25 protein-coding genes are annotated in these 22,505 nt (G+C 71.4%); 15 read left to right on the top strand and 10 right to left on the bottom strand.

All coding sequences use genetic code 11. The features are described 5' to 3' along the window. The first annotated feature begins 881 nt into the window (after positions 1 to 881). A complete protein-coding gene (locus ACZ7CF_RS09125) occupies positions 882 to 1,343 on the top strand; it encodes a VOC family protein (RefSeq protein WP_470369328.1) in 462 nt (153 codons plus the stop codon). A 219-nt stretch (positions 1,344 to 1,562) separates the two neighbouring features. Further along, positions 1,563 to 2,249, top strand: coding sequence for a nitroreductase (locus tag ACZ7CF_RS09120; protein WP_470369327.1), 687 nt, complete (start codon positions 1,563 to 1,565; stop codon positions 2,247 to 2,249). Between the two features lie 6 nt (positions 2,250 to 2,255). Here ACZ7CF_RS09120 and ACZ7CF_RS09115 read toward each other — a convergent pair whose 3' ends face one another. Both ACZ7CF_RS09115 and ACZ7CF_RS09110 read right to left on the bottom strand, forming a co-directional pair. Beyond that, positions 2,256 to 3,158: an AraC family transcriptional regulator gene (locus ACZ7CF_RS09115; RefSeq protein ID WP_458432183.1), complete on the bottom strand. Its 903-nt coding sequence runs from the start codon at positions 3,156 to 3,158 to the stop codon at positions 2,256 to 2,258. A gap of 12 nt (positions 3,159 to 3,170) precedes the next feature. Further along, complete coding sequence (locus tag ACZ7CF_RS09110; RefSeq protein WP_360396566.1) at positions 3,171 to 3,464, bottom strand: putative quinol monooxygenase; 294 nt, start codon at positions 3,462 to 3,464, stop codon at positions 3,171 to 3,173. Positions 3,465 to 3,653: 189 nt separating this feature from the next. Between ACZ7CF_RS09110 and ACZ7CF_RS09105 the strand changes: the two genes are divergently transcribed. Next, the gene (locus ACZ7CF_RS09105) at positions 3,654 to 4,022 is read left to right on the top strand and encodes a MerR family transcriptional regulator (protein WP_360396568.1); all 369 of its coding nucleotides are present in this window, start codon (positions 3,654 to 3,656) and stop codon (positions 4,020 to 4,022) included. 6 nt (positions 4,023 to 4,028) lie between these two features. Here the strand turns inward: ACZ7CF_RS09105 and ACZ7CF_RS09100 are convergent, their stop codons facing one another. Beyond that, positions 4,029 to 4,955, bottom strand: coding sequence for an NADP-dependent oxidoreductase (locus tag ACZ7CF_RS09100; protein WP_470369326.1), 927 nt, complete (start codon positions 4,953 to 4,955; stop codon positions 4,029 to 4,031). 316 nt (positions 4,956 to 5,271) lie between these two features. Between ACZ7CF_RS09100 and ACZ7CF_RS09095 the strand changes: the two genes are divergently transcribed. Further along, on the top strand, positions 5,272 to 5,508 hold the full coding sequence (locus ACZ7CF_RS09095; RefSeq protein ID WP_360396571.1) for a hypothetical protein: 237 nt from the start codon (positions 5,272 to 5,274) through the stop codon (positions 5,506 to 5,508). Between the two features lie 250 nt (positions 5,509 to 5,758). Here the strand turns inward: ACZ7CF_RS09095 and ACZ7CF_RS09090 are convergent, their stop codons facing one another. The 4 genes from ACZ7CF_RS09090 to ACZ7CF_RS09075 are packed head-to-tail and all read right to left on the bottom strand — an operon-like array spanning position 5,759 to position 9,805. Continuing rightward, positions 5,759 to 6,751: a serine hydrolase domain-containing protein gene (locus tag ACZ7CF_RS09090; protein WP_470369325.1), complete on the bottom strand. Its 993-nt coding sequence runs from the start codon at positions 6,749 to 6,751 to the stop codon at positions 5,759 to 5,761. 47 nt (positions 6,752 to 6,798) lie between these two features. Continuing rightward, a complete protein-coding gene (locus ACZ7CF_RS09085; RefSeq protein ID WP_470369324.1) occupies positions 6,799 to 7,458 on the bottom strand; it encodes a response regulator in 660 nt (219 codons plus the stop codon). After that, positions 7,455 to 8,690: a sensor histidine kinase gene (locus ACZ7CF_RS09080; protein ID WP_470369323.1), complete on the bottom strand. Its 1,236-nt coding sequence runs from the start codon at positions 8,688 to 8,690 to the stop codon at positions 7,455 to 7,457. Before ACZ7CF_RS09080 ends, ACZ7CF_RS09085 begins: the two co-directional genes overlap by 4 nt. Further along, entirely contained in the window at positions 8,687 to 9,805 is a 1,119-nt protein-coding gene (locus ACZ7CF_RS09075; protein WP_360396578.1) for a glycosyltransferase 87 family protein, read from the bottom strand. Before ACZ7CF_RS09075 ends, ACZ7CF_RS09080 begins: the two co-directional genes overlap by 4 nt. Before the next feature lie 189 nt (positions 9,806 to 9,994). Here ACZ7CF_RS09075 and ACZ7CF_RS09070 point away from each other — a divergent pair, with 189 nt between their 5' ends. Continuing rightward, positions 9,995 to 10,774, top strand: a complete 780-nt coding sequence (locus ACZ7CF_RS09070) for an IclR family transcriptional regulator (RefSeq protein ID WP_470369322.1) — start codon at positions 9,995 to 9,997, stop codon at positions 10,772 to 10,774. A gap of 34 nt (positions 10,775 to 10,808) precedes the next feature. Here ACZ7CF_RS09070 and ACZ7CF_RS09065 read toward each other — a convergent pair whose 3' ends face one another. Beyond that, positions 10,809 to 11,468, bottom strand: coding sequence for a GntR family transcriptional regulator (locus tag ACZ7CF_RS09065; RefSeq protein WP_360396581.1), 660 nt, complete (start codon positions 11,466 to 11,468; stop codon positions 10,809 to 10,811). A 68-nt stretch (positions 11,469 to 11,536) separates the two neighbouring features. Here ACZ7CF_RS09065 and ACZ7CF_RS09060 point away from each other — a divergent pair, with 68 nt between their 5' ends. The 7 genes from ACZ7CF_RS09060 (at position 11,537) to ACZ7CF_RS09030 (ending at position 17,971) form a co-directional block, all read left to right on the top strand. Beyond that, entirely contained in the window at positions 11,537 to 12,766 is a 1,230-nt protein-coding gene (locus ACZ7CF_RS09060; protein ID WP_470369321.1) for a sarcosine oxidase subunit beta family protein, read from the top strand. A gap of 179 nt (positions 12,767 to 12,945) precedes the next feature. Continuing rightward, positions 12,946 to 13,227: a sarcosine oxidase subunit delta gene (locus ACZ7CF_RS09055; RefSeq protein ID WP_360396584.1), complete on the top strand. Its 282-nt coding sequence runs from the start codon at positions 12,946 to 12,948 to the stop codon at positions 13,225 to 13,227. After that, positions 13,224 to 16,040 (top strand): 2Fe-2S iron-sulfur cluster-binding protein, encoded by a 2,817-nt coding sequence (locus ACZ7CF_RS09050; protein ID WP_470369320.1) that lies wholly within the window; start codon positions 13,224 to 13,226, stop codon positions 16,038 to 16,040. The genes ACZ7CF_RS09055 and ACZ7CF_RS09050 overlap by 4 nt, the downstream gene beginning before the upstream one ends. Beyond that, the gene (locus tag ACZ7CF_RS09045; RefSeq protein WP_470369319.1) at positions 16,030 to 16,647 is read left to right on the top strand and encodes a sarcosine oxidase subunit gamma; all 618 of its coding nucleotides are present in this window, start codon (positions 16,030 to 16,032) and stop codon (positions 16,645 to 16,647) included. The genes ACZ7CF_RS09050 and ACZ7CF_RS09045 overlap by 11 nt, the downstream gene beginning before the upstream one ends. Positions 16,648 to 16,720: 73 nt before the next feature. Further along, positions 16,721 to 17,077 (top strand): OsmC family protein, encoded by a 357-nt coding sequence (locus ACZ7CF_RS09040; protein WP_470369318.1) that lies wholly within the window; start codon positions 16,721 to 16,723, stop codon positions 17,075 to 17,077. A 90-nt stretch (positions 17,078 to 17,167) separates the two neighbouring features. Further along, positions 17,168 to 17,503 carry a hypothetical protein gene (locus ACZ7CF_RS09035; protein ID WP_470369317.1) on the top strand — a complete coding sequence of 112 codons (336 nt, stop codon included), beginning with the start codon at positions 17,168 to 17,170 and terminating at the stop codon, positions 17,501 to 17,503. A gap of 9 nt (positions 17,504 to 17,512) precedes the next feature. After that, positions 17,513 to 17,971, top strand: a complete 459-nt coding sequence (locus tag ACZ7CF_RS09030; RefSeq protein ID WP_470369316.1) for an outer membrane protein assembly factor BamB family protein — start codon at positions 17,513 to 17,515, stop codon at positions 17,969 to 17,971. A 14-nt stretch (positions 17,972 to 17,985) separates the two neighbouring features. On the opposite strand, the gene ACZ7CF_RS09025 is transcribed toward ACZ7CF_RS09030, so the two are convergent. Both ACZ7CF_RS09025 and ACZ7CF_RS09020 read right to left on the bottom strand, forming a co-directional pair. Next, positions 17,986 to 19,608 carry a RecQ family ATP-dependent DNA helicase gene (locus tag ACZ7CF_RS09025; RefSeq protein ID WP_470369315.1) on the bottom strand — a complete coding sequence of 541 codons (1,623 nt, stop codon included), beginning with the start codon at positions 19,606 to 19,608 and terminating at the stop codon, positions 17,986 to 17,988. Beyond that, on the bottom strand, positions 19,605 to 20,372 hold the full coding sequence (locus ACZ7CF_RS09020; protein WP_458432197.1) for an esterase/lipase family protein: 768 nt from the start codon (positions 20,370 to 20,372) through the stop codon (positions 19,605 to 19,607). Before ACZ7CF_RS09020 ends, ACZ7CF_RS09025 begins: the two co-directional genes overlap by 4 nt. Before the next feature lie 186 nt (positions 20,373 to 20,558). On the opposite strand from ACZ7CF_RS09020, the gene ACZ7CF_RS09015 reads away from it, so the two are divergent. Genes ACZ7CF_RS09015 through ACZ7CF_RS09005 form a run of 3 tightly spaced genes read left to right on the top strand, consistent with a single transcriptional unit; the run spans position 20,559 to position 22,469 of the window. After that, positions 20,559 to 21,434 carry a hypothetical protein gene (locus ACZ7CF_RS09015; protein WP_470369314.1) on the top strand — a complete coding sequence of 292 codons (876 nt, stop codon included), beginning with the start codon at positions 20,559 to 20,561 and terminating at the stop codon, positions 21,432 to 21,434. After that, positions 21,421 to 21,828, top strand: a complete 408-nt coding sequence (locus ACZ7CF_RS09010) for a phage holin family protein (protein WP_360396600.1) — start codon at positions 21,421 to 21,423, stop codon at positions 21,826 to 21,828. Before ACZ7CF_RS09015 ends, ACZ7CF_RS09010 begins: the two co-directional genes overlap by 14 nt. Beyond that, positions 21,804 to 22,469: a DUF3618 domain-containing protein gene (locus ACZ7CF_RS09005; protein ID WP_360396602.1), complete on the top strand. Its 666-nt coding sequence runs from the start codon at positions 21,804 to 21,806 to the stop codon at positions 22,467 to 22,469. The genes ACZ7CF_RS09010 and ACZ7CF_RS09005 overlap by 25 nt, the downstream gene beginning before the upstream one ends. Positions 22,470 to 22,505: the final 36 nt, after the last annotated feature.

Raw genomic sequence — 22,505 nt, 5'->3', positions numbered from 1 at the left:
GCCGGTGTCGTCGCAGCTCTCGCGTTCTGACCGTGTTCTGACCATCCCGAAAGGACAGTTTCGATGACGCAGTACGTCCTCGCCGTCGACCAGGGGTGATGTGGAGGCTAGCAGTGCCGTGCTGGTGGTGTTGCCCAGATCGTTGACCCGGTAATTGGTCTTCCGCGCTGACCGGGCCAGGCTGGTCCCGCTTGTCGAGTGCGGAGGTGGCCATGGCTTGTCGCCTGGGCGTGTTCGTCCGCATGGAACGGGGCGACCGGAGACGATCGGTGACCGGATCTGCCTGATCGGCCGGACGTCCCCCGCCGACTGGGGCATCACCGCGTTCTCCACCTGGTCGCTGAGCACGCTGTGCGCTCCACCTGCTCGACCGCGGCACCGTCGCCGCGATCAGCCGGGAGACCCTGCGCCGAGATGCACCGTGTCCTGGACCTCTACGAGTGCATCACGATTCATGCTGAAAGGCCCGGCTCATCCGTGAACCAAGTCCAGATTCCAGAGGCGATGATACGAAACCATCAGACGCGACGGCTTCAATGATCCAGAAGTGAACCGGATCTGCGCCGATGATGGCGTCGGGCATGACATTGGCAAGATCGATGTCGATGCCGAGCGCTCGTAGTCGCGTGCTGGGGTACAGGCGTTTCTCGCGCCACTCATTCGCCGCTTGTTCGAAGTCTTCGTCGGTGAGACCGGATCGAACAAGTCCGCAAAGTCATTCGGCAGCGCCTATCGAGACGCAAGGAGAGGACGGTGACCCGTCCAGTGGTGCGCTTACGGCTGTACTCCTCCGTCGAGTGTGGACAAGATCTTGCACAACACATTATGTTGCGCTTGATCGTCCCCCGCGACCGCATCGAACGCCCGGAGGTGCGCACGCCATGGAAGTCCGCCTGAGCTACGCCAAGATTGTGGTCAGCGATCTGGAACGGTCCATCGACTTCTACACGAAAGCGATCGGATTGTCAGTGCTGCAACGGGTCGAGTTCACCGCACCGGACGTCACCGAGGTGGTGCTCGCCGACGCGAGCGGTCAGGGCAGGGTGGTGCTGATGTGCGGCGACAGCATGCCGGTCCAGTCCGGCGCGCCCGCGTGGACGCCGTTCGTCCTCACCGTCGACGACGCCGCGGCAGCCGCCGCCGAGATCGCGGACGCGGGCTACGCCCTCGCGTGCGACCCGCCGCTGAAGGTCGGCGGCATCACCATCACGCTGGCCCCGGACCCCGACGGCTACCTCATCGAGGTCATCTCGTTCCCGTCGGACCCGTCGGGCCACCCACCGGTGCCCGAGGGCAAGGTCCCGCACCCGCTCCCGCAGTTCCACGACCGCGTCCTGAACTGAGGACGCCCGGAGGTGGTGGTCCCGCCCGCTGGCGACCCATCGCCCCGCCTCGGCGGACCGGCCGGCCACTCCTCGGGGCGCTCAGCCCCCGAGCCGACCTCCGCACTCGACAAGCGGGACCAGCCTGGCCGGTCAGCGCGGAAGATCAATTACCGGGTCAACGATCTGGGCAGCACCACTGGCTTCGGCCGGGAGATCGACACCGCCGCGGAGGTCGCAGTGAGCACGACGACCGGGTTGCACGAGGCGCTGCGGCGGTTGCTGGACGAGAGGTGGACCTGCCGGCAGTTCCTGCCCGACCCGGTCCCGAGGTCCACGATCGAGCAGCTGCTCGCGCTCGCGCAGCGCACCCCGTCGTGGTGCAACACCCAGCCGTGGCACGTGGTCGTCACCGAGGGCGCCGGCACCGAGCGGTTCCGCACCCGGCTGCTCGGACACCTGCGGGAGCACCCCGGTCAGCCGGACTTCCCGTTCCCCGTCCAGTACACCGGGGTCTACCAGGAACGCCGACGGGAATGCGGTAGGCAGCTCTACACCAGCGTCGGCGTCGAACGCGGTGACCACGAGGGCGCCGCGCGGCAGCTGCTGCGCAACTTCGAGCTGTTCGACGCACCGCACGTCGCGATCATCACGACCGAGGCGGACCTGGGAGTCTACGGCGCCGTCGACTGCGGCCTCTACCTCGGTTCATTCCTGCTCGCCGCCCAGAGCCTCGGCCTGGGCGCCGCACCCCAGGCCGCCCTCGCCGGGTACAGCGACTTCCTGCGCGACCACTTCGAGCTCCCCGCGACCAGGCGGGTGGTGGCCGGCGTCTCGTTCGGCCACCCCGACCTCGCGCACCCGGTGAACGGCTTCCGCACCTCCCGCGCGGACGTCGGCAGCGCCGTCACCTGGCACTCCTCGTAGCGCGCTTCAACGCCTTGCTTTCCGGAGACTTCCGGGCGATCTCCCCGTCGAGCGCTTGAACGCGACGTTGAACGCGCTCGATGACGAATATTCAAGATGTCGCGCAATCTGGTCGACCGACATCTCCGTGGTTTCCAAGAGGCTGAGTGCCAGCTGCATCTTCCACTGCAACACGTACGAGGCGGGAGGAATCCCGGCACTTTCGCGGAACTTTTCGATGAAGACCGTCCGCGAAAGCCCGCAGGCGCGCGCCAACTCGCCGACCGACAGGGCGAATTTGCGCTCGTGGTGGATCAGTCTCACGGCAGGGCTGAGCACCGGGTCTGCAAAGAGGTGGATCCAGCCGGCGGGGAGTGCCAAGCCGGCCGACAGCCACTCGCGCATGACGTGTATGAAGAGGATCTCCAAAACGTGTTCGGAGGCGCGGTGAGATGCGGGCAGCCGGTGCTTCATCTCAACGTCCAGCTGCCGCAGCAGCCATCCCATGGCCGGGCCGGCGTTCGAATCAGCGGAAACGTGGGTGACGGCTGGCACGGCTTGTTGCAGGAACAGATCAGCCCCGCCTCTCAGGTCGACGTGCGCGGTGACGCACACGGTCTCATCGTCAGGCGAGGGCGAGATGTCCCGCTCGCCGAGGACGGCCTGCGTGGGTGCCATGTCGAGCTTCGTGCCGAACACGAACGGAGACCGGCCATCCAGGACAAGCGCTTCACCGGCTGCTACTTCGAGCCACTCCGGCTCCTTGCCGAGGCGGAACTTGATCTGCCCTCGCGTCACCGCCAGGACCTTGACCCTGCCTGGCGGTGGCGATTGGATCAACCAATCGCCCGAACCGGACCGATGACCGGCAAGGACGCAACTGAGACGCAATGTGCTCATCACGTCGGAAAAAATGTCTTCGCCGGTCATGACTCTCCGGTGTCAGGCGTTGATCTCATCCCACCACTCCAGCGAGAACGAGTCGATCATCTCGCTGAAAGCCTCGCTGACTTCCGGTGTGGTGGCGCGCCAGGCGGCGTAAGCGGCCTGGTCCTCCTTGGAATCCCACTGCTCGATCAGCATGAAGTTGTCGGGGTTTTTCGCCTCGCGCACCACGCGAAGCCCGATGAGTCCCGGACGGGAGCGCGTGGCAGCCAGCGTGACCCGGTAAAAATCGATGACGTCTGACGCGCGGCCGGGCTTGGCCGTGACTTTCAGCAGAGCGGTGTGTGCCATGAGGAGCCTTCTTCTGGGGGAGTGGCCGGTTCGGCCTGGAACTACCTGTCGCAGGTCGCTCAGCCAAGCTACAGGCTCCGATGCGGACCGCAGTCGTCATTCTGACCGCCGTTGTTGTCAATGCGTACGGGTTGGGCAGTCGAATGACGCGGCTACGAGATCCGCATGCCACCCGCCTAGGCTGGTGGCATGCGGATCGGAGAACTGGCCCGGCTGACCGGGGTCAGCGCCCGCTCGCTGCGCTACTACGAGCAGCAGGGCCTGATGCACAGCACGCGGTCCGTCGGCGGGCAGCGGCACTACCCGCCGACGACGGCCGTGCGCGTCGAGATCATCCGGCGGCTGTTCGACGCGGGCCTGAGCAGCAAGGTGATCGCGCGGCTGCTGCCCTGCGTGGACAGCGACAGCAGGGCCGTCGCCGAGGACGCCTTCACCACGATGACCGGCGAACGGGACCGGCTGACCGCCGACATCGCCAGGCTCGTCGAGGCCAGGGCCGTCCTCGACGAGCTGATCGAGATCAACACCAGCTACCGGCAGGGGACCGCCACCGGCTGAGCGCCGTCAGCGGCTCAGGTCGACGACGAGCTTGCCCGTGGCGTGCCGCGACTCGACGAGCGCCAGCGCCTCCTGCGCCCGCGCGAGCGGGTAGGTGCCGGTGATGTGCGGGTCGAGCCGCCCGGCGACCATCAGCTCCGCCACGCGTTCGAGCCCCGCCCGGTCCAGCCGCCGCCGGACCGCCGCGCCACCCAAGTCTGCCACCGACGGGTCACCGACGGAGACGAGCGCCTCCGGCTTCACCGCGAGTGCGGCCACCGCGCGCAACGACTCGCCGCCGACGGTGTCGACCACCGCGTCGAACCCGTCGGGCGCCAACTCGCGCAACCGCTGCACGACATCGCCCCCGGTGTAGTCGACGAAGGTCGCACCGGTCTTCGCGACGAGCTCCCGCTTGGCCGAGCTCGCCGTGCCCGTCACGACCAGGCCGCGGTCACGCGCGACCTGCGCCAGCGCGATGCCGACACCGCCGCCGATCCCGTTCACCAGCAGCGAGGAACCGGCGGGCAGGTCGAGCTGGTCGACCACGTCCAGCGCCGTGGTGCCCGCGACGGGGATGGTCGCCGCCCACGTCGCCGGCAGCGCGTCGGGGATGCGGGCCGTGGACTCGGCGAGCAACAGCGTTGTCTCGGCGTAGGTGCCCGCGAACGTGAGCGCGAACCCGGTGACCCGGTCACCGACGGCCAGCCCGGTCACGTCGGCGCCTACAGCGAGGACCGTTCCCGCTGCCTCCATGCCGAGCACCTGCGGAAAGGGCACGTCGCCGTTCATCGCGGTCACGCGCCCGGAGCGCAGCAGGTGGTCGAGCGGGTTGACCCCGGCGGCCTCGACGCGGACGAGGACCTCCGCCGGACCGGGCACCGGATCGGGCCGCTCGAAGAACTCCTGGACCTCCGGTCCGCCGAAAGCCTTGTAGCCCAACGCAGTGCCCATCGCGGATCTCCTCCACCGGTGGCGTTCCGGCCTTCGGAACGCGCTGCCCCGACGCTAGGTGCTGACACCGGTGTCAACTTCCACCCGATGTGACGCGGGCAACTCGGGGAGGGCGGGAACCACCTGAAACGGACGACACGGCGCAAACATCAATTGCGCGAAACAACCCGATGGTGTGGTGATCGGCCGACATTCACACCATCGCGTGATCATGGATTTCTGGGTCCCGCACCGGTCTGGCTACGGTGCTGCGAGGTTCCGGCTGAGCGGTTGCTCGCCGAGTCCCGAGTGAACACAACCATTCTTAGGAGATTTCGTGCTGAAGAAGGCAGGAGCGGCCGTCGCCATCGCGGGCGCTTTCCTCGGTTTCGGTTCGCAGGCCATGGCCGCCACCCCCGAGCTGGACCTCACCCACCAGGTCGGCCTCGTCGACCTCGACGACACCGAGATCGCCAGCGACATCAACGCCTGTTTCATCGACGTCAACGTCATCGCCGTGCCGGTCCTGTCGGACAACGACAGCGGCCTCTGCGGCAACCCGGACGACAAGTAGGCGGTGGGCCGGGCGCCTGGGCGGCGCCCGGTCTGCCCCGCCGGTGCCGGAAGTCGGCGCGCGGGCTGTGACGGCTGGTACTTCGGGGATCGGCCGCCTGTCCGCCGCGCCGGCGCCGGTGCGGCGCTCGCCACCGGGAGGTGCGGGCCGGCAGCAGCTCCGGTGCTCCTCGCCGCACTGTCCATTCGGAACAGACTGCCGGTGGTGTCGGACTGCGCCATCGCGAAGGCCGACGACGCCGGCCACTCGATCACCATCGTCCGTCGGCCATGGCGCGAGCGATCGGCCAGGCGCCGGGGGAGGTGTTGGACAGCACCGTGCAGGTGGTGCCGGTGTGCGGGTCGTGAGTCGACTTGAACGACACCCCGGCGTCGCTGCCGACGAGCATCACCGTGTCGGTGCCGCCGCGCAGCCAGAAGCCCAGCGCGTACTGCACCGGTTCGTCCTCGGGCACGTCGAACCGCGGGCGCACGACCTCCTCGACGTCGGGCACGATCCGCCCGGCGAACAGGGCGCGCCAGAACGCCGACATGTCCGCCGCGGTGGTGTGGATGCCGCCGTCGCCGGTGGCCAGCACCGGCAGGTGGAAGACGTTGGAGCGGTCCACGCCGTCGATCGGCAGGTAGCCGACGGCCGCGTCGCCGGGCAGCTCGTCGGAGCGCAGGAAGTCGGTCCTGGTCATGCCGGCGGGCCGCAGGACGCGTTCGCGGACCAGGTCGTGGTAGCCGGTGCCGCTCGCGCGTTCGGCGAGCAGGGCGAGGACGACGAACCCGCTGTTGCAGTAGCTGAACCGTTCGCCCGCGGGGAACTTGGCCGGGTGGCCGTCGAGCAGCGGCAGGAACGCCTCGGTGGTCGTCAGCTCGTGCGCGGCGCCGACGACGTAGTCGGTGAGCTCGTGGCCGGCTTCCTCGTCGAGGTAGTCGCCGATGCCGGAGGTGTGGGTGAGCAGGTGCTCGACGGTCACGTCGTCCGCGATCAGCGGCAGGTCGCCGCCGAGCAGCGAACGGGCCGCGGTGTCCGGGGAGAGCTTGCCCTCGTGCACCAGCGAGAGCACGGCCAGCGCGGTGAAGCCCTTGCTGCCGCTGGCGATGCCGAACCTGGTGTCGACGGTGTTGGGCACCCGGTGGGCGCGGTCGGCGAGCCCGTAGGCGCGTGCGATCTCGACCTCTCCGCCGTGGTCGAGCCACGCGACCCCGGAGAAGTCCTCTTCCTCTGCTGTGCGGTCGATCTCCCCCTGCACCATCCAGGCAGGGTAGGTCCGGTGAACGCGCCGGACGAACGATTTACCGCTCACTCACCGGGGACCACGATGCCCATCTCGTAGGCGGCCACGATCGCCTGCGCCCGGTCGCGCACGCCGAGCTTCGCGAACACCCGGCTGACGTGCGTCTTCGCCGTCTGCTCGACGATCACCAGCGCGGCGGCGATCTCGGTGTTCGAGAGGCCGCGCGCGACCAGCCGGAGCACCTTCAGCTCCTGCGCGGTCAGCCGGTCGGCGCGTTCGGGCCGCACCGCGCCCGGGCGGCGGGCGGCGAACTCCGCGACCAGCCGGCGGGTCACGGCGGGCGCGAACAGGGCGTTGCCGGCCGCCACCACCCGCACGGCGTTGACGAGGTCCTCCAGCGGGGCGTCCTTGAGCAGGAAGCCGGAGGCGCCGACCCGCAGGGCGCCGTAGACGTACTCGTCGACGTCGAACGTGGTCAGCATCAGCACGCGCGTGCCGAGGTCCGGGGTGCCGAGGATCAGCCGGGTGGCCTCCAGGCCGTCCATCACCGGCATGCGCACGTCCATCAGCACGACGTCGGGGCGGTCGCGGACGGCCGCGTGCACGGCGTCGGCGCCGTTGCTCGCCTCGCCGACCACGGTCATGTCCGGCTGTGCGGCGAGCACGGCGCGGAAGCTCTGCCGGACCATCGTCTGGTCGTCGGCGATCAGCACTGTCGTGTTCACGGCTGGTCCTCGTTCCCGGCCAGGGGCAGCGTGACCGCCACGACGAAACCACCCCGTTCGCCCGGACCCGCGACGATCGTGCCGCGCAGGGTCGCGACCCGCTCCCGCATGCCGAGCAGGCCGTGCTTGGCCCGGTCGTCCGTCGGCGGCCCGGGTTCGGCGGCGGCGCTGTTGCGCACCACCACCCGCAGGTCGGCGTCCGCCGTGACGCGCACGTCCACAGTGGACCCCGGGGCGTGCCGGACGGCGTTGCTCAGCGCCTCCTGCGCGATCCGGTACGCCGACAGCGCGACACCGCCGGGCACACCGCTCACGTCGCCGTCGAACCGCACGGTCACCGCGACTCCGGCGCTGCGCAGGCGGTCGACCAGCTCGGCGATCTGCTCCACGCGCGGCTGGGGCGCGGTCTCGGCCTCGCCGTTCTCGTTGCGCAGCACGCCGAGCAGCCGCCGCATCTCGGTCAGGCCCTCCCGCGCGGTCTCCTGCATCTCGGCGAACTCGCCCTCCAGCTCCGCCGACAGACCGGGGAACCGGTACCGCGCGCTCCCGGCCCGCAGCGCCAGCACGGACATGTGGTGCGCCACCACGTCGTGCAGCTCGCGGGCGATGACCGCGCGTTCCTGCAGCGTGGCGGCGCGGACCTCCTCGACCTCGCGGCGCCGGGACTGCTCGTTGCGGTCGGCCTCGGCCACGCGCCGCAACCGCATCGCGTTGCCCACGACGAGCACACCGCCCACGATGGCACCGACCAGGAAGATGTCCCGGTAGTCCCACATGTGCGCCCACACGACGACCATCGAGAAGAAGAACACCCACACGAGCACGGTCTGCCGGTAGGCCTGGGCGGTGGTCAGCAGTGCCGCCGCGGCTGCGAGGACCGTGCCGGGCGTCCACGGCCAGCCCCACGCCGAGCGGAAGTCGTGCAGGACCACCGGTTCGAACACCATCACGACCGCGAGCATCCGCCACGCCCACAGCGGGTGGACCTGCGTCAGCAGCACGGCGGCGACGGCGAGACCGGTGAACCACCACGCGGGGATCGACGAGTAGGTGAACCGCAGCTCGGCCGGGCCGACCACGTTCAGGAAGACCACCCAGGACGCGACGCCGAGCACGAGCACGATCCGGAGGCGCCGCCAGCCCGCCGACGCCGGCGTCCTGACCAGCCTGCTCGCCGAGAACAACGTGAACACGCCGGCGGCGAGGAACTGCCGCACCACGGCACCCCTCATCCGCCCCACCGCCCCGGAAGATCATCCACTCGCGCCGAACCTACTCCACCCCCGGACAGGAGGCCGCGCCACGCGAGCACCCCACCGACGACCGCGACCAGCACGTAGAGGTTGTCCAGCACGGCGTTCCCCGTCGGCACCAGCAGCGGCCACAGGACGAAGACCGCCCAGACGGGCACCTGCGCGGCACCTGGCCCGCGCAGGAGGAACGCCACCAGCGGCACGACCCACACCCAGTGGTGCGACCACGAGATCGGGCTGACCAGCAGCCCGCAGAACGCTGTGACCAGCAGCGCCCCCAGGGGCTCACCGCGCAGGTGTGCCCGCCGGGCCAGCACCGCCGCCGCGGCCACGCAGCCCAGGCAGAGCGCCGCGACCAGCAGGGGAGCCCACGGTGCCGCACCGGTCAGCCGCTGCACCGCACCGGAGATCGACTGGTTGGCGAGGTGCCCGTTGCCCGTCGCGTCGTTGCCGCGGAGGACCGCCGACCCCCAGTACCGCAGCGAGTCACCGGGCAGCAGCAGGAAACCGAGCAGCTGCAGACCGCCGAACACCGCCAGCGCCCGCCCCGCGTCCCGCACCCGCCCGGTGACCAGCAGGTGCAGCACGAACACCAACGGCGTCAGCTTCACCGCCGCGGCGATCCCGACCAGCACGCCGGAGAACCGGCCCTGCCGCAGCACGTCGACCACGACGACGGCCATGAGCAGCACGTTGACCTGTCCGTACCCGACGGTCCGCCACACCGGTTCGAGACCGAACACCGCCGCGAACAGCAGCGGTGACGGCGTCCGGCCGGTGGTCCACCGCAGCACCACGCCCACGCCGAACGCGGTGGCGGCGGCGAACACCGCCCACGTGAGCTGGGTCGGCAGCACCGCCAGCGGCGTGAACAGCACGGCCGCGACCGGCGGGTAGGTGAACGGCAGGTCGACCGCCCACTCCGGTGTGGCGGTGAGGTGGTCGTACAACGCCTCACCGCGGAGCACGGCCAGCGCGCCGGAGCGGTACACCGCGCTGTCGAGGCCCAGCGGCAGCCGCAGCGCCCACCCGGCCAGTCCGAACAGGACGAACGAACCGGCGAGGAGCACCGGGGCGGAACGGGAGCTGAGCACATCGGGAACGCTAGGGGGACGGCGCCGTGGCGTCGTCGTACCCCGGCGCCCACCGCGAGCGCTACCGCGGTAGCGGGTGTTCCGGCGTGCTACCGGGGTAGCACGGAACGCCCTCACCACCGACCGTCCTCACGCAACAGCCCGGTGACGGACGCCGGGGAAGCCGGTCGAAAGCGTTACCTTGGCTTCATGAGCAACAACGGGGAGGGGCGCGACGGAGCGCTCGTGCAGTCCGTCGACCGGGCCATCGCCGTCCTGGAGCTGTTGGCGCGCAACGGCGAGGCCGGCATCACCGAGATCGCGGCCGAGCTCGGCGTGCACAAGTCCTCCGCGTCCAGACTCGTCTGCACCCTGCGCGCCCGCGACCTCGTCGAGCAGAACGGGGAGCGCGGACCGTTCCGGATCGGACTGGGCATGCTCCGGTTCGCGGGCGCCGTCACCGGCCAGCTCGACTACGCCCGGCTGGGTGGCCCGGTCTGCTCGGCGCTCGCCGACCAGCTGGGGGAGACGGTCAACATCGCCGTCCTCGACGGCGACAACGCGCTCAACGTCAGCCAGGCCCGCGGCAGCTCCGCCGTGGCGGCGCAGAACTGGGTCGGCCAGCGCACGCCGCTGCACGCCACGTCCAGCGGCAAGGTCCTGCTCGCCGGTGCGTCCGGTGCGGACCGGGAACGCGTGCTCGGCGGTGACCTGGAGGCCTGCGCGCCGCGCACGATCACCGATCCGGTGCGGCTGCGGGAGGAGTTGCGGCGCACCGCCACGGACGGTTACGCGACCTGCTTCGAGGAGCTCGAACCCGGCCTGCACGCGGTCGCCGTCCCGGTGTTCGGCGCGCACGGCGACGTGGTGGCCGCGATCAGCGCCGCCGGACCGGCCTACCGGCTCTCGCAGAAGCGCGTGCCCGAGGTCGTCGAGGAGCTGCGCGCCGCGTCCCGCGACCTCTCGGCCCGCCTGGGGCACCCCGCCTGACCGACCCCGCCCGCCGCGGCGACCGGCGCCAAGGTCAGATCAGGGCCCGGATCGCCCGCTCGAACCCGATGACGTGCTGGGAGGCCAGCTCGGCCGCCTTCTCGGCATCGCCCTCGACGATCGCGGTCAGCAACGGCACGTGCTCGTCGACGTGCCCGGCCATCCCGGACAGGCGCGGCAGGAACACGCACCAGATGCGGGTGGCGAGGTTGTCGTAGGAGATGAGCGTGTCCTCCAGGAACGGGTTGTGCACGCACCGGTAGATCGCGCGGTGCACGTCCACGTCGGCGCGCAGCAGCGCGGTGTTGTCGCCCGGCCGGGCTGCGGTCTCCAGCTGGGACCGCAGCCCGGTCAGGGCGGCCCGGTCCGCTGCGGTGGCGCGCTCGGCCGCGGCGGCGGCGGCCAGCGGTTCGAGCGTGCGGCGCACCTCGGAGACGTGGGAGAGGTCGGAGATGTTCACGTCGGTGGCGAACGTGCCGCGGCGGGGGAAGGCGACGACGAGCCGTTCCTGCTCCAGGCGCTTGAGCGCCTCGCGGATCGGTGTGCGGCCGACGCCGAGCTCCGCGCGCAGCCGGTCCTCGTTGATGGGCTCGCCCGGCCTGATCTCCAGCATCACCAGCCGGTCGCGCAGCACGGCGTACGCCCGTTCGGTGAGCGAGACGGCCGCCGGCTCGTCGTTGACCCGTGCGTTCATGTGACCTACGGTAACCCACAGACTGATATACCAGAAGTCGACCAGGTGATTCCCGCTGGAGGCGTCGCATGACCAGCCCGCCAGGAGCCCATCTGCCCGAGCACCCGGACTTCCTGTGGGAGAACCCGGAGCCGAAGGCCTCCTACGACGTCGTGGTCGTCGGCGGCGGGGGCCACGGCCTGGCCACCGCCTACTACCTCGCGAAGGTCCACGGCATCACGAACGTGGCGGTGCTGGAGAAGGGCTGGCTCGCGGGCGGCAACATGACCCGCAACACCACGATCATCCGGTCGAACTACCTGTGGGACGAGAGCTCCGGCATCTACGAGCACTCGCTCAAGCTCTGGGAGGGCCTGGAGGACGACCTCGGCTATCCGGTCCTGTTCGACCAGCGCGGCGTGCTGAACCTCGCGCACAGCCTCCAGGACGTCCGCGACAGCGTCCGGCGGGTCAACGCCAACCGCCTCAACGGCATCGACGCCGAGTGGGTGGACCCCGACGGCGTCGAGGAACTCTGCCCGATCGTCAACACCTCGCCGGACGTGCGCTACCCGGTGCTGGGCGCGACCTACCAGCCGCGTGCGGGCATCGCGAAGCACGACTACGTGGCCTGGGGCTACGCGCGGGCCGCGCACGCCATGGGCGTCGACCTGATCCAGAACTGCGAGGTCACCGGCCTGGAAACGGCTCACGGCCGGATCACCGCGGTGCGGACGTCGCGTGGCCGGATCGCCGCGGGCAAGGTCGCGTTGTGCGCGGCCGGCCACAGCTCGGTGCTCGCGCAGATGGTCGGCCTGCGGCTGCCGCTCGCCTCGCACCCGTTGCAGGCCCTGGTGTCCGAACTGCTCGAACCAGTGCACCCGACCGTCGTGATGTCCAACGCGGTGCACGTCTACGTCTCCCAGGCGCACAAGGGCGAACTGGTGATGGGCGCGGGCATCGACAGCTACAACGGCTACGGCCAGCGGGGTTCGTTCCACGTCATCGAGGAGCAGATGGCCGCGGCGCTGGAGCTGTTCCCGGTGTTCGCGCGGGCACACCTGCTGCGGACGTGGGCGGGCATCGTCGACGTCTCGCCGGACGCCTCGCCGATCGTCGGCCTCACCCCGGTCGGCGGCCTGTACCTCAACTGCGGCTGGGGGACCGGCGGGTTCAAGGCCACGCCCGGTGTCGGCGACTGCTTCGCGCACACGGTCGCGCACGACGAACCGCACCCGTACAACGAGCCGTTCACCCTCGACCGCTTCACCACCGGCGCCCTCGTCGACGAGCACGGCGCCGCCGCCGTCGCGCATTAGGGCCTGTGTCGAGGTCCGTGTTCGCGATAGCCGGGCCTGAGGCGGCCCCTGGGGGCACGGGCGGACAGCCCACATAGAACACCGCGGTATGCGGGCTGTCCGCCCGCACCGCCAGGAACCACCTCAGGCACGACTCTCATCGAACGGGACCTCGACACAGGCCCTGGCAGGAGCTGACGATGCAACTCATCCCGTGCCCGTGGTGCGGACCGCGCGAGGAAGCCGAGTTCCACTACGGCGGCCAGGCCCACGTCGCCTACCCCGAGGACCCGTCGGCGCTGACCGACGAGCAGTGGGCGCAGTACGTGTTCTTCCGGGACAACCCCAGCGGCCCGTTCGCCGAGCGCTGGAGCCACAGCGCCGGGTGCCGCCGCTGGTTCAACGCCGTGCGCGACACCCGCACCCACGAGCTCCTCGCCACCTACCGGTCCGGCGAGCCGATGCCGGAGGTGGCCCCGTGACGTTCCGGACCCCGACCGGCGGCGAGGTCGACCGGACCACGCTGCTGCGCTTCACGTTCAACGGACAGGACTACACCGGCCACCCCGGCGACACGCTCGCCTCCGCGTTGCTGGCCAACGGTGTCCACGAGATCGGCACCAGCGTGAAGCTGGGCCGCCCGCGCGGGATCGTCGCGGCCGGGTCGGAGGACCCGACGTCACTGGTGCAGGTCGAGGCGCCGTTCCCCGAGCCGATGCTGCTCGCCACGACCGTCGAGCTGTACGACGGCCTGGTGGCGCGCGGCCTGGCCGGGCAGGGACGGCTCGCCGCCGAACCTGACCCGGCGCGCTACGACGCCAAGCACGTGCACTGCGACGTGCTGGTCGTCGGCGCCGGACCGGCGGGGCTGATGGCCGCGCTGACCGCCGCCCGCAGCGGTGCCCGCGTGGTGCTGGTGGACGAGCAGAACCGGCCCGGCGGCGCGTTGCCGGTCTTCGAGGAGCACCTGGACGACCGGCCGGCGGCCGCGTGGGTCGCCGACGTGGTCGCGGAGCTCAAGGGCACGCCCGGTGTGCTGGTGCTGGACCGCACCACCGCGTTCGGCATGTACCAGGACGGGTTCGTGCTCGCGTTGCAGAAGCGCACCGACCACCTCGGGTTCGCCGCACCCGCCGGCGTCGCCCGGCAGCGGGTGTGGCGGATCCGCACCAAGCAGACAGTGCTCGCCACCGGTGCCCACGAACGCCCGGTCGTGTTCCCGGACAACGACCGGCCCGGGATCATGCTGGCGTCCTCGGCCCGCACGTTCCTGCGCCGCTACGGCGTGCTGCCCGGTTCACGCGCGGTCGTGTTCACCACCCATGACAGCGCGTACTGCGCGGCGATCGACCTCGCGGAGTCCGGTGTGGACGTCGCGCTGGTGGTCGACGCCCGGCCGGAGGTACCCGCCGCGCTCGCGGCCGAGTGCGCGGCGCGGGGGATCGAGGTCCGCGCCGGGCGGGTGGTCACCGGCACGGAGGGCGAGGGACGGATCACGGCGGTGCACGTCGGCGACGAGGTCGTCGCGTGCGACACCCTGCTGGTGTCGGGCGGCTGGAACCCGGTGGTGAGCCTGTTCAGCCAGGCCGGCGGCACACTGCTCCACGACGACGGGCTCGGCGCGTTCGTGCCGGGACCGGCCGAGCCGACGGTGCGGGTCGCCGGTGCGGCGAACGGGAACCTCGACCTCGCCCGGTGCCTGGGCGACGGCAGCGTCTGCGGTGCCGAGGCGTCGCTCGGCGCCGGGTTCGACCCCCGGACGATGGTGCCGCGACCGGTGCCGGACGCGCGGTGCACGGGCCGGTCCGGTCTGGTGCTGTGGCGGGTGCCCGGCTCCGACGAGACGAGCTTCGTCGACCTGCAACGGGACTCGACGGTCGCGGACGTGCTGCGCGCGACGGGCGCGGGGTTGCGGTCGTTGGAGCACATCAAGCGGTACACGACCATCGGCACCGCGCACGACCAGGGCAAGACCTCGGGCATGATCGCGGCCGGCATCGTCGCGGAGGCCCTCGGCGTCGAACTGGCCGAGCAGCGGCCGACGACGTTCCGACCGCCCTACACCCCGGTGTCGTTCGCCGCGCTGGCCGGGCGCAACCGCGGCGAGCTGCACGATCCGGTGCGGGTCACGGCGATCCACCCGTGGCACGTCGCGCACGGGGCGGTGTTCGAGAACGTCGGCCAGTGGAAGCGGCCCTGGTACTACCCGCGGCCGGGTGAGGACCTGCACACGGCCGTGCTGCGCGAATGCCGGGCCGCACGCGAGGGCGTCGCGCTGATGGACGGCTCCACGCTGGGCAAGATCGACGTCCAGGGCGCGGACGCCGGCGAGTTCCTCGACCTGCTCTACACCAACCTGATGAGCACGCTGAAGGTCGGCCGGATCCGCTACGGCGTCATGTGCGGCGTGGACGGCATGGTGATCGACGACGGCACCGTGATCCGCGTCGGCGAGGAGCGCTACCTCGTCACCACGACGACCGGCAATGCCGCCAAAATCCTCGACTGGATGGAGGAGTGGCTGCAGACGGAGTGGCCGCACCTCGACGTGCACTGCGCGTCGGTCACCGAGCACTGGGCCACGATCCCGCTGGTGGGGCCGAAGTCCCGTGCGGTGCTCGCCGCGGTGGCGCCCTCGCTCGACGTCTCGAACGCGGCGTTCGAGTTCATGACCTGGCACGACACCGAGGTCGCCGGTGTGCCCGCGCGGGTGTGCCGGATCAGCTTCTCCGGCGAGCTGGCCTACGAGATCAACGTGACCGCCTGGCACGGCATCGCCGTGTGGGAGGCGCTGATGGCGGCGGGGGAGGAGCACGGGATCACGCCGTACGGCACCGAGACCATGCACGTCCTGCGCGCCGAGAAGGGCTACCCGATCATCGGCCAGGAGACCGACGCCACCGTCACACCCCAGGACCTCGGCATGTCGTGGGCGGTGTCGAAGAAGAAGGCCGACTTCATCGGCAAGAGGTCCTTCGCCCGTGCGGAGAACAACCGCGCCGACCGCAAGCAGCTCGTCGGCCTGCTGCCCGTGGACCCGCAGGTGCTGCTGCCGGAGGGCGCGCAGGTCGTCGAGACCGACCGGCTGCCCGAACCGCCGGTGCGCATGCTCGGCCACGTCACCTCCAGCTACCCCAGCGCGGCGCTGGGCCGCACCTTCGCGCTCGCCCTCGTGCGCTCCGGCCGCGACCGCATCGGCGAGACCCTCCACGTGCCGGTCGGGGACGCGCTCGTCCCGGTCACCGTGACCGGCTCCGTGCTCTACGACCAGGAAGGAGCCCGCCGTGACGGCTGACCCGGTGAGCCCGCTGGCGGCCTGGACCGACCGGCTGACCGCGCTCGCACCCGCGCTGGGCGTGCGCGAGGTGCCGTTCCGCTCCCAGCTCACGGTGCGGGTGTCCAACTCCGGCGCCATCGCGGCCATGGGCGGCGCGCTGGGTGTGGTGTTCCCGGCGGATGCGTGCACGTTCACCATGGACACCGGCCCGTTCGGTGCCGTGGAGGTGCTGTGGCTGGGGCCTGACGAGTTCCTGGTCGTGGCCGGACCCGATCTGCAGGCGGTGGTCGAGGAGGTGCTGCGTGGCGCGCTCGGTGGTGAAAGGGGGTCCGTTGTGGACACTTCGGCTCAGCGCACGACCGTGGAGCTGGAGGGTCCGCACGTCCGCGACGTGCTGGCTCACGGATGTGCCGTGGACCTGCACCCGGCTGCGGCTCCCGTCGGCACTTGCGTGCAGACGCTGCTCGCACGCACAGGGATCATCCTGCAGGTGACCGGGCCCGACCGGGTCGCGCTGCTGGTGCGGTCGTCGTTCGCCGGGTACCTGGCGGCGTGGCTGGCCGACGCGTGCACCGAGTACCTGGCGGTGCCGTTCGACGGCAGCGGCACGGTCGTGTTCCGCTGACCCCGATCGCGGTTGAGCCGCCACGCCACGGGTATGCGCGGAGGGTTCACACCCGTCGACGAAGCAGGTGGCGATGAAGGTCGAAGAGGTCGAGGCGGTCTCCCGGAACGACGAGGTCGAGGTGTCGGGGTCCGCGCTCCCCGTCGGTGACGGGTCCTGGGACCCCGAGAAGCTGTACGCCGCGGCGCTGGCCACGTGCCTGCACCAGGCCGTGGTGCTGGCGGCCTCCACCGGCGACCTCGACACGACCGGCAGCGCCGTGCGCGCACGGGTGGCGCTGAACCACGGCACCGCCCAGGACTACACCGTCGACGCGTCGCTCTCGGTCGCACTGCCCAACGTCCCGAGCGCACGCCGGGCCGGCCTGCTCGACCAGGCGGTCCGGCACTGCCCGCTGGTCGGTGACTGGCCCGTCGCCCTGGACGGCTGATCCTGTTTTCGGCGGGTGCGCGGTGGGTAGGCACTGCGCATGGCCGACAGTTCAGCAACCACGGTTCGTTGTCAGGTCTCGCAGGCTGAGGTGACGCTGCGGTCCAAGACGGTGCTCCTGGACCTGGTCGGAGAGTGCCGCGTCGAGGGCGGCGCGGTGGCCGTCCTGCGGCTGTCCGCGGACCTGCCCGACGCGGGCGGGCCCGAGGACGGCGGCACCGTCGTGCTGGAGCAGGACGGGGACGGGCTCACCGCCGTGGTGACGCAGCCCGGCGGTGAGGTGCGGCTGAGGAGCGAGGAACCCGTGCGCTGGACCGGGAGCGGATCGCGGTTCGAGACGGGGGAGCTGACGCTCGTGCTGGCCGAGGCACCGGACGCGCCGGTGCTGTCCGCGCCGGGGTTGGAGCTGCGGGTGGAGGGGCAGTAGCGCCGGGTCGTGTGCTCGGCGACGGCGGTCGACGGCGTTCAGGTGCACGCCGACGGGAAGCAGGCGTGGAGCCGCACCACCGCCGGGGCCGTCCAGGGGCTCGCCACCGACGCGAACCACCTCTGCGCGACGGTCGGCATCACCCGGCAGGGGTCGTCGAGCGGGCAGGCCGTCAGGTACGAAGCGGCCACCGGTGAGCTCGGCTGGCAGCACAGCTTCGACGCGCTCGTGCAGGCGGCACCGGTGGTCGTGCGCGGCCAGCTCGTCGTGTCCGACATCGGCGGCACGGTGCACTCGCTCGACGTGCGCAGCGGCGCCGTGCGGTGGACCAAGGACATGACGACCGCGGTGCCCACCACCGCGCACTGGGCGGCACGACCGGTGCTGGGGGACAGGGCGGTCTTCCTCGGGTACGGCGACATGCAGACGTCCAGCACGAACGGCGACCTGTACGCGCTCGTGCGCTGAGCCGCCGGTCGTGCTCAGGCGGAGTCCAGGACCCCGGCCTCCTCCACCGCCGCCAGCGACAACGTCTTGTACCCGACCTCGTCGAACAGCACCATCAACCGGTCACCGTCCTGCTGCACCACCGTGCCGCGCCCCCACAGCTCGTGCCGCACCTCGGAGTCCGGCCGGTGCTCAGCGGCCACGCCGGCCGCGTCGGCTTCCTCGGGCAGCCCCTCGTCGCACCGGTCGCAGTGACCGCACGGCCCGTCGAGCTCCTGCCCGAAGTACCCCAGCAGGAACCGGCGGCGGCAGCCGCGGGTGCCGGCGTACTCGCGCATGACCTCGACCCGTGACCGGTCGCGTTTCAGCTGCCGCTCGGCTTCTTCCTCGACGACCGCGACCGACTTCGCCGGCGTGGGTGCACCGTCCGCGTACCGCACGCCGTCGCGCGTGATCTCCACGATTCCGGCGCTCTCCAAGAGGTTCACCGTGCCGGTGACCTTCCGGCGCGAGCACTCGACCCGGTCCGCCAGCGCGGTGAGCGTGATGCCGGGCTGCTCGCGCACGAGCGCGGCCACCTCGCGGGCGCAGTCGAGGTCGGCGCGGCGGGTGTTGAGGAACCGTTGCAGGCCCTCGTCCTCCTGCCGGTGGAACAGGACGGCCTCGGCGGGCTCGCCGTCGCGGCCGGCGCGGCCGATCTCCTGGTAGTAGGCGTCGAGCGAACCGGGGGTGGCCGCGTGCACCACGAAGCGCACGTCGGGCTTGTCGATGCCCATGCCGAACGCGGAGGTGGCCGCGACGACGTCGAGGCGGTCGGCCATGAAGTCGTCCTGGACCCGTTTGCGGTCGGCTGCCCTCATGCCGGCGTGGAACGCGGCCGCCCGCAGTCCCTTGGCGGCGAGGGTCTCGGCGTAGCGCTCGGCGTCTTTGCGGGTGGCCGTGTAGAGCAGGCCTGGGCCCTTCCGCTCGACCACCCGGTCCACAACGGACCGGGAGCGGTCGTCCTCGTCGGTGCCGAAGCGCACGGACAGGTGCAGGTTGGGCCGGTCGAACCCGGCGACCACCACGGCGGGGTCGCGCAGGCCCAGGTGCTCTACCACGTCGCCGCGGACCGGGCCGCTCGCCGTGGCGGTCAGCGCGAGCACGACGGGGTGGCCGAGGCGGTCGACGACCTCGCGCAGCCGCAGGTAGTCGGGCCGGAAGTCGTGACCCCACGCCGACACGCAGTGCGCCTCGTCGACCACGAACAACGACGGCCGACGGCGGTCGAGTCGGTCGAGCACGTCGGGGTTCGCGAGCTGTTCGGGGGAGAGGAACAGGTACTCCGTCCGCCCCTCCGCGAACTCCCGCCACGCGTCCTCGTTGGACTCCGCCGAACGTGTTGAGTTCACGGCCGCAGCCGGGGGAGCGCCCGCCGCGCGCAGTGCCGCGACCTGGTCGCGTTGCAGCGCCACCAACGGCGAGACCACCACCGTCGGGCCGTCGAGCAGGATCGCGGGGACCTGGTAGATCGCGGACTTGCCCGCGCCGGTGGGCATCACGACCAGCGCGTCGCGTCCGTCCAGCACGTGCCGCATCGCGCACAGCTGCTCGGGCCGCAGCTCGGTCCAGCCGAAGACGTCCTCCGCCGTGCGCACCAGCCGGTCGTGCGAGCTCATCCGGTCGCCCGCAGGTCGTAGCGCTGGGCCGCCCACTCGGCCAGCCGCGGCCGCAGGACCTGGTACACGTCCGGATCGAGCGCCATGCCGGTGTGGGTGCTGTGCACCTCCACGCACTCGGCCGACGGGTCCTGGCACAGCTGCCACGGCACGATGCCGTCCGACCTGGAGTAGATCGACACGGCGGGCAGTTCCGGCGGCAACGGCGCGGCGGCGGCCTGGACGTTGTCCTCGAAGCAGTCACCGGCGAGGCACTCCGGGTCCATCAGCCCCGGCACGCCGACGCGGGACAGCTGCGCCAGCGCCCGTGCCGCGAGCAGCACCTGCGGGTGCGCGCCCATCGGGTCGAGCACCGGGCTGCCCATCATCACCAGACCGCTCACCACGTCGGGCCGGCGGGTGGCGGCCACCCTCGCGAGCCCGCCGCCGCGGCTCTGCCCGAGCAGCACGACCGGGCCGCCGGTGGCCTCCGCGTGCTCGACCAGCCGCTGCTCGACCCGGTCGACCAGCTCGGACGTGCAGCCCACGGTGAACCCGGTGCCCGCGCCGGTCGGGACGTAACCGCGGTCGCGCAGCCACGTCGTGGTGAAGGTGAGGCTCAGGTCGCTCGCACCGAAACCCGGCACCAGCACGACGCCGAGACCGGCTCCCTCGTGCGGGTTCGCGTCGCGCCACACCCGGTGGCGCAGCAGCCGCGGGATGGTCAGCGCGGCGACGGCGACGTGTTCACGTGCGAGTGAACGCAGTTGTCCAGCAGGGGTCATCCGTGGTCTCCGCTTCCAGTTCGTGCGCGTGCGGAGGAATTAGCCCGGACGGGCGTCGGCAAACACGGACAGCGGTCACGTTTTCGGTTCAGCAGCTTTTGAAAATGATCAGAACCGAGTCGTTTGCGACGGATTTCGACGGGTAGCTCGTAGGCCAGGACACGACTACGAGCTGAGGAGTCAGCCGTGACCGAGAACCAGATGGGTGGAGTGCGCACCGCGGCCCGGGACGAAGGTTCCCAGGTCGCGCAGCACGCCAAGGAAGCAGCCGGCGAGGTCGGCGGCACAGTGCGCGACCAGGCCGCGCACGTGGCGCAGGAGGCGAAGCAGCAGACCCGCCACGTCGTCAACGACGTGCGCGACCGCGTCGCGGCGGAGGCGGAGCAGCAGGCCCAGCGGGTGTCGAAGCAGCTCGGCCGCATCGCCGACGAGCTGAGCGAGATGGCCGGCGGCGCGTCGTCCGACTCGATGTCGGCGGGTGCGATCCAGAGCGCGGCCGACACGAGCCGCCAGGCCGCGCGGTTCCTCGACGAGCGAGGAGCGCAGGGGCTGCTCGACTCCGCACGGGACTACGCGCGGCGCAAGCCGGGCACGTTCCTGCTGGGCGCCGCGGTGGCCGGGTTCCTCATCGGCCGTGTCGCGAAGAGCGCGACCGGTGGCGGCCAGAGCGGGCAGCGCTCCGGCGGCGTCGTGCCGGTGACGTCGGAACGCGCCGACCTGGCACCGGGCTACACCGAGCCCACGGGATACCCGTCCACGCCGGGCTACGGCTCGACGCAGGGTTATGCGGAGTCCCCGGGCTACGGCTCGACGCAGGGTTATGCGGAGTCGCCGGGCTACGGCTCGACGCAGGGCTATGCGGAGTCCCCGGGCTACGGCTCGACGCAGGGCTACACCGGGACGCAGGGCTACACCGAGAGCTCCGGGTACGCCGGGACCACGGGTCAGCAGGTGACCGGTGAGACCCCCGGCTACGGCGCGACGCCCGACTACGGTGCCCCGGCCACGTCGAACCCGGCGCCCGGTCGGCCCGCGGCGGGGGTGCCGCATGTCGAGCCCTGAGTACCCGCAGGCCCGCACCGAGGAGTCGCTCGGTGACCTGGTCAGCGAGCTCACCGGTGACCTGTCGAAGCTGATGCGCCAGGAGCTCGAGCTGGCGAAGGCCGAGCTGCGGCAGGAGGCGAGCAAGGCCGGCAAGGCCGGCGGCATGCTCGCCGCCGCCGGGTTCGCCGGGTACCTCACGACGGTGCTGCTGAGCTTCGCGCTCGTGTTCGCGCTCGGCGCGGTCATGCCGCTGGGCTGGGCCGCGCTGATCGTGGCCGTGCTGTGGGGCATCGCCGGCGCGGTCCTCTACACCAGCGGGCGGGCCAAGCTGCGCACCGTCAACCCGAAACCCGAACGCACCGTCGAAACGCTGAAGGAGGACGCGGAATGGGCGAAACACCCGACCAAATAAGGCGTGACATCGAAGTCACCCGCGCCGAGCTGAGGGCCGACGCGAACCGGCTCGTCGACCACACCAGCCCGAAGCGCATCGCCGAACGGCGGGTGCAGGGCGTGCGACGGGGACTGACCGCGATGAAGGACAGGGTGATGGGAACCGCGAGCGACACCGCCCAGAGCGTGCGGGCACAGGGGCAGAACACCGGGCAGGCCGTGGCCGAACGGGCCGAGCAGGCCGGTCAGGCCGTTGCGGACCGCGCGCAGCAGGCCGCGCAGGTGGTGCAGGAGGCCCCGCAGCGGGTCGCCCGCCAGACGCAGGGCAGTCCGCTCGCGGCCGGCCTGATCGCGTTCGGCTCCGGACTGCTGCTGGCGGCCGTGCTGCCCCGCACCGACGCCGAACAGCAGGCGGTGCAGCAGCTCTCCGACACCTTCAGCGATGCGATCGAACCGGCCAAGGAGGCGCTGACCGAGTCCGCTCAGCACCTGAAGGAGGACGTGACGTCCTCGGTGACCGACGCCGCCGGTGAGGTCAGGCAGGTCGCAGCGGACGCCGCGCAGACCACCGCCCAGCACACCCGTGAGGCGGCGCAGGACGTCGGCGGCCACGCCAAGGAGTCCGGTCAGCGCGTGGGCAACGAGGCCACCGGTCACTGACCGCCCGCACATCGCCGTTGTGGCGCGACGAGAGGA

Source organism: Lentzea sp. NPDC036955 (assembly GCF_055608005.1).
The sequence above is the reverse complement of the archived record's forward strand: the minus strand, read 5'-3'. Positions and strand labels throughout refer to the sequence as shown.

What these genes read in the sequence shown, in the direction of transcription:
- ACZ7CF_RS09125 (WP_470369328.1), top strand. Translation starts at nt 882, where the DNA reads ATGGAAGTCCGCCTGAGCTACGCCAAGATTGTGGTCAGCGATCTGGAA.
- ACZ7CF_RS09115 (WP_458432183.1), bottom strand. Translation starts at nt 3,158, where the DNA reads ATGACCGGCGAAGACATTTTTTCCGACGTGATGAGCACATTGCGTCTC.
- ACZ7CF_RS09110 (WP_360396566.1), bottom strand. Translation starts at nt 3,464, where the DNA reads ATGGCACACACCGCTCTGCTGAAAGTCACGGCCAAGCCCGGCCGCGCG.
- ACZ7CF_RS09105 (WP_360396568.1), top strand. Translation starts at nt 3,654, where the DNA reads ATGCGGATCGGAGAACTGGCCCGGCTGACCGGGGTCAGCGCCCGCTCG.
- ACZ7CF_RS09100 (WP_470369326.1), bottom strand. Translation starts at nt 4,955, where the DNA reads ATGGGCACTGCGTTGGGCTACAAGGCTTTCGGCGGACCGGAGGTCCAG.
- ACZ7CF_RS09090 (WP_470369325.1), bottom strand. Translation starts at nt 6,751, where the DNA reads ATGGTGCAGGGGGAGATCGACCGCACAGCAGAGGAAGAGGACTTCTCC.
- ACZ7CF_RS09080 (WP_470369323.1), bottom strand. Translation starts at nt 8,690, where the DNA reads ATGAGGGGTGCCGTGGTGCGGCAGTTCCTCGCCGCCGGCGTGTTCACG.
- ACZ7CF_RS09070 (WP_470369322.1), top strand. Translation starts at nt 9,995, where the DNA reads ATGAGCAACAACGGGGAGGGGCGCGACGGAGCGCTCGTGCAGTCCGTC.
- ACZ7CF_RS09065 (WP_360396581.1), bottom strand. Translation starts at nt 11,468, where the DNA reads ATGAACGCACGGGTCAACGACGAGCCGGCGGCCGTCTCGCTCACCGAA.
- ACZ7CF_RS09060 (WP_470369321.1), top strand. Translation starts at nt 11,537, where the DNA reads ATGACCAGCCCGCCAGGAGCCCATCTGCCCGAGCACCCGGACTTCCTG.
- ACZ7CF_RS09055 (WP_360396584.1), top strand. Translation starts at nt 12,946, where the DNA reads ATGCAACTCATCCCGTGCCCGTGGTGCGGACCGCGCGAGGAAGCCGAG.
- ACZ7CF_RS09040 (WP_470369318.1), top strand. Translation starts at nt 16,721, where the DNA reads ATGAAGGTCGAAGAGGTCGAGGCGGTCTCCCGGAACGACGAGGTCGAG.
- ACZ7CF_RS09025 (WP_470369315.1), bottom strand. Translation starts at nt 19,608, where the DNA reads ATGAGCTCGCACGACCGGCTGGTGCGCACGGCGGAGGACGTCTTCGGC.
- ACZ7CF_RS09020 (WP_458432197.1), bottom strand. Translation starts at nt 20,372, where the DNA reads ATGACCCCTGCTGGACAACTGCGTTCACTCGCACGTGAACACGTCGCC.
- ACZ7CF_RS09010 (WP_360396600.1), top strand. Translation starts at nt 21,421, where the DNA reads ATGTCGAGCCCTGAGTACCCGCAGGCCCGCACCGAGGAGTCGCTCGGT.
- ACZ7CF_RS09005 (WP_360396602.1), top strand. Translation starts at nt 21,804, where the DNA reads ATGGGCGAAACACCCGACCAAATAAGGCGTGACATCGAAGTCACCCGC.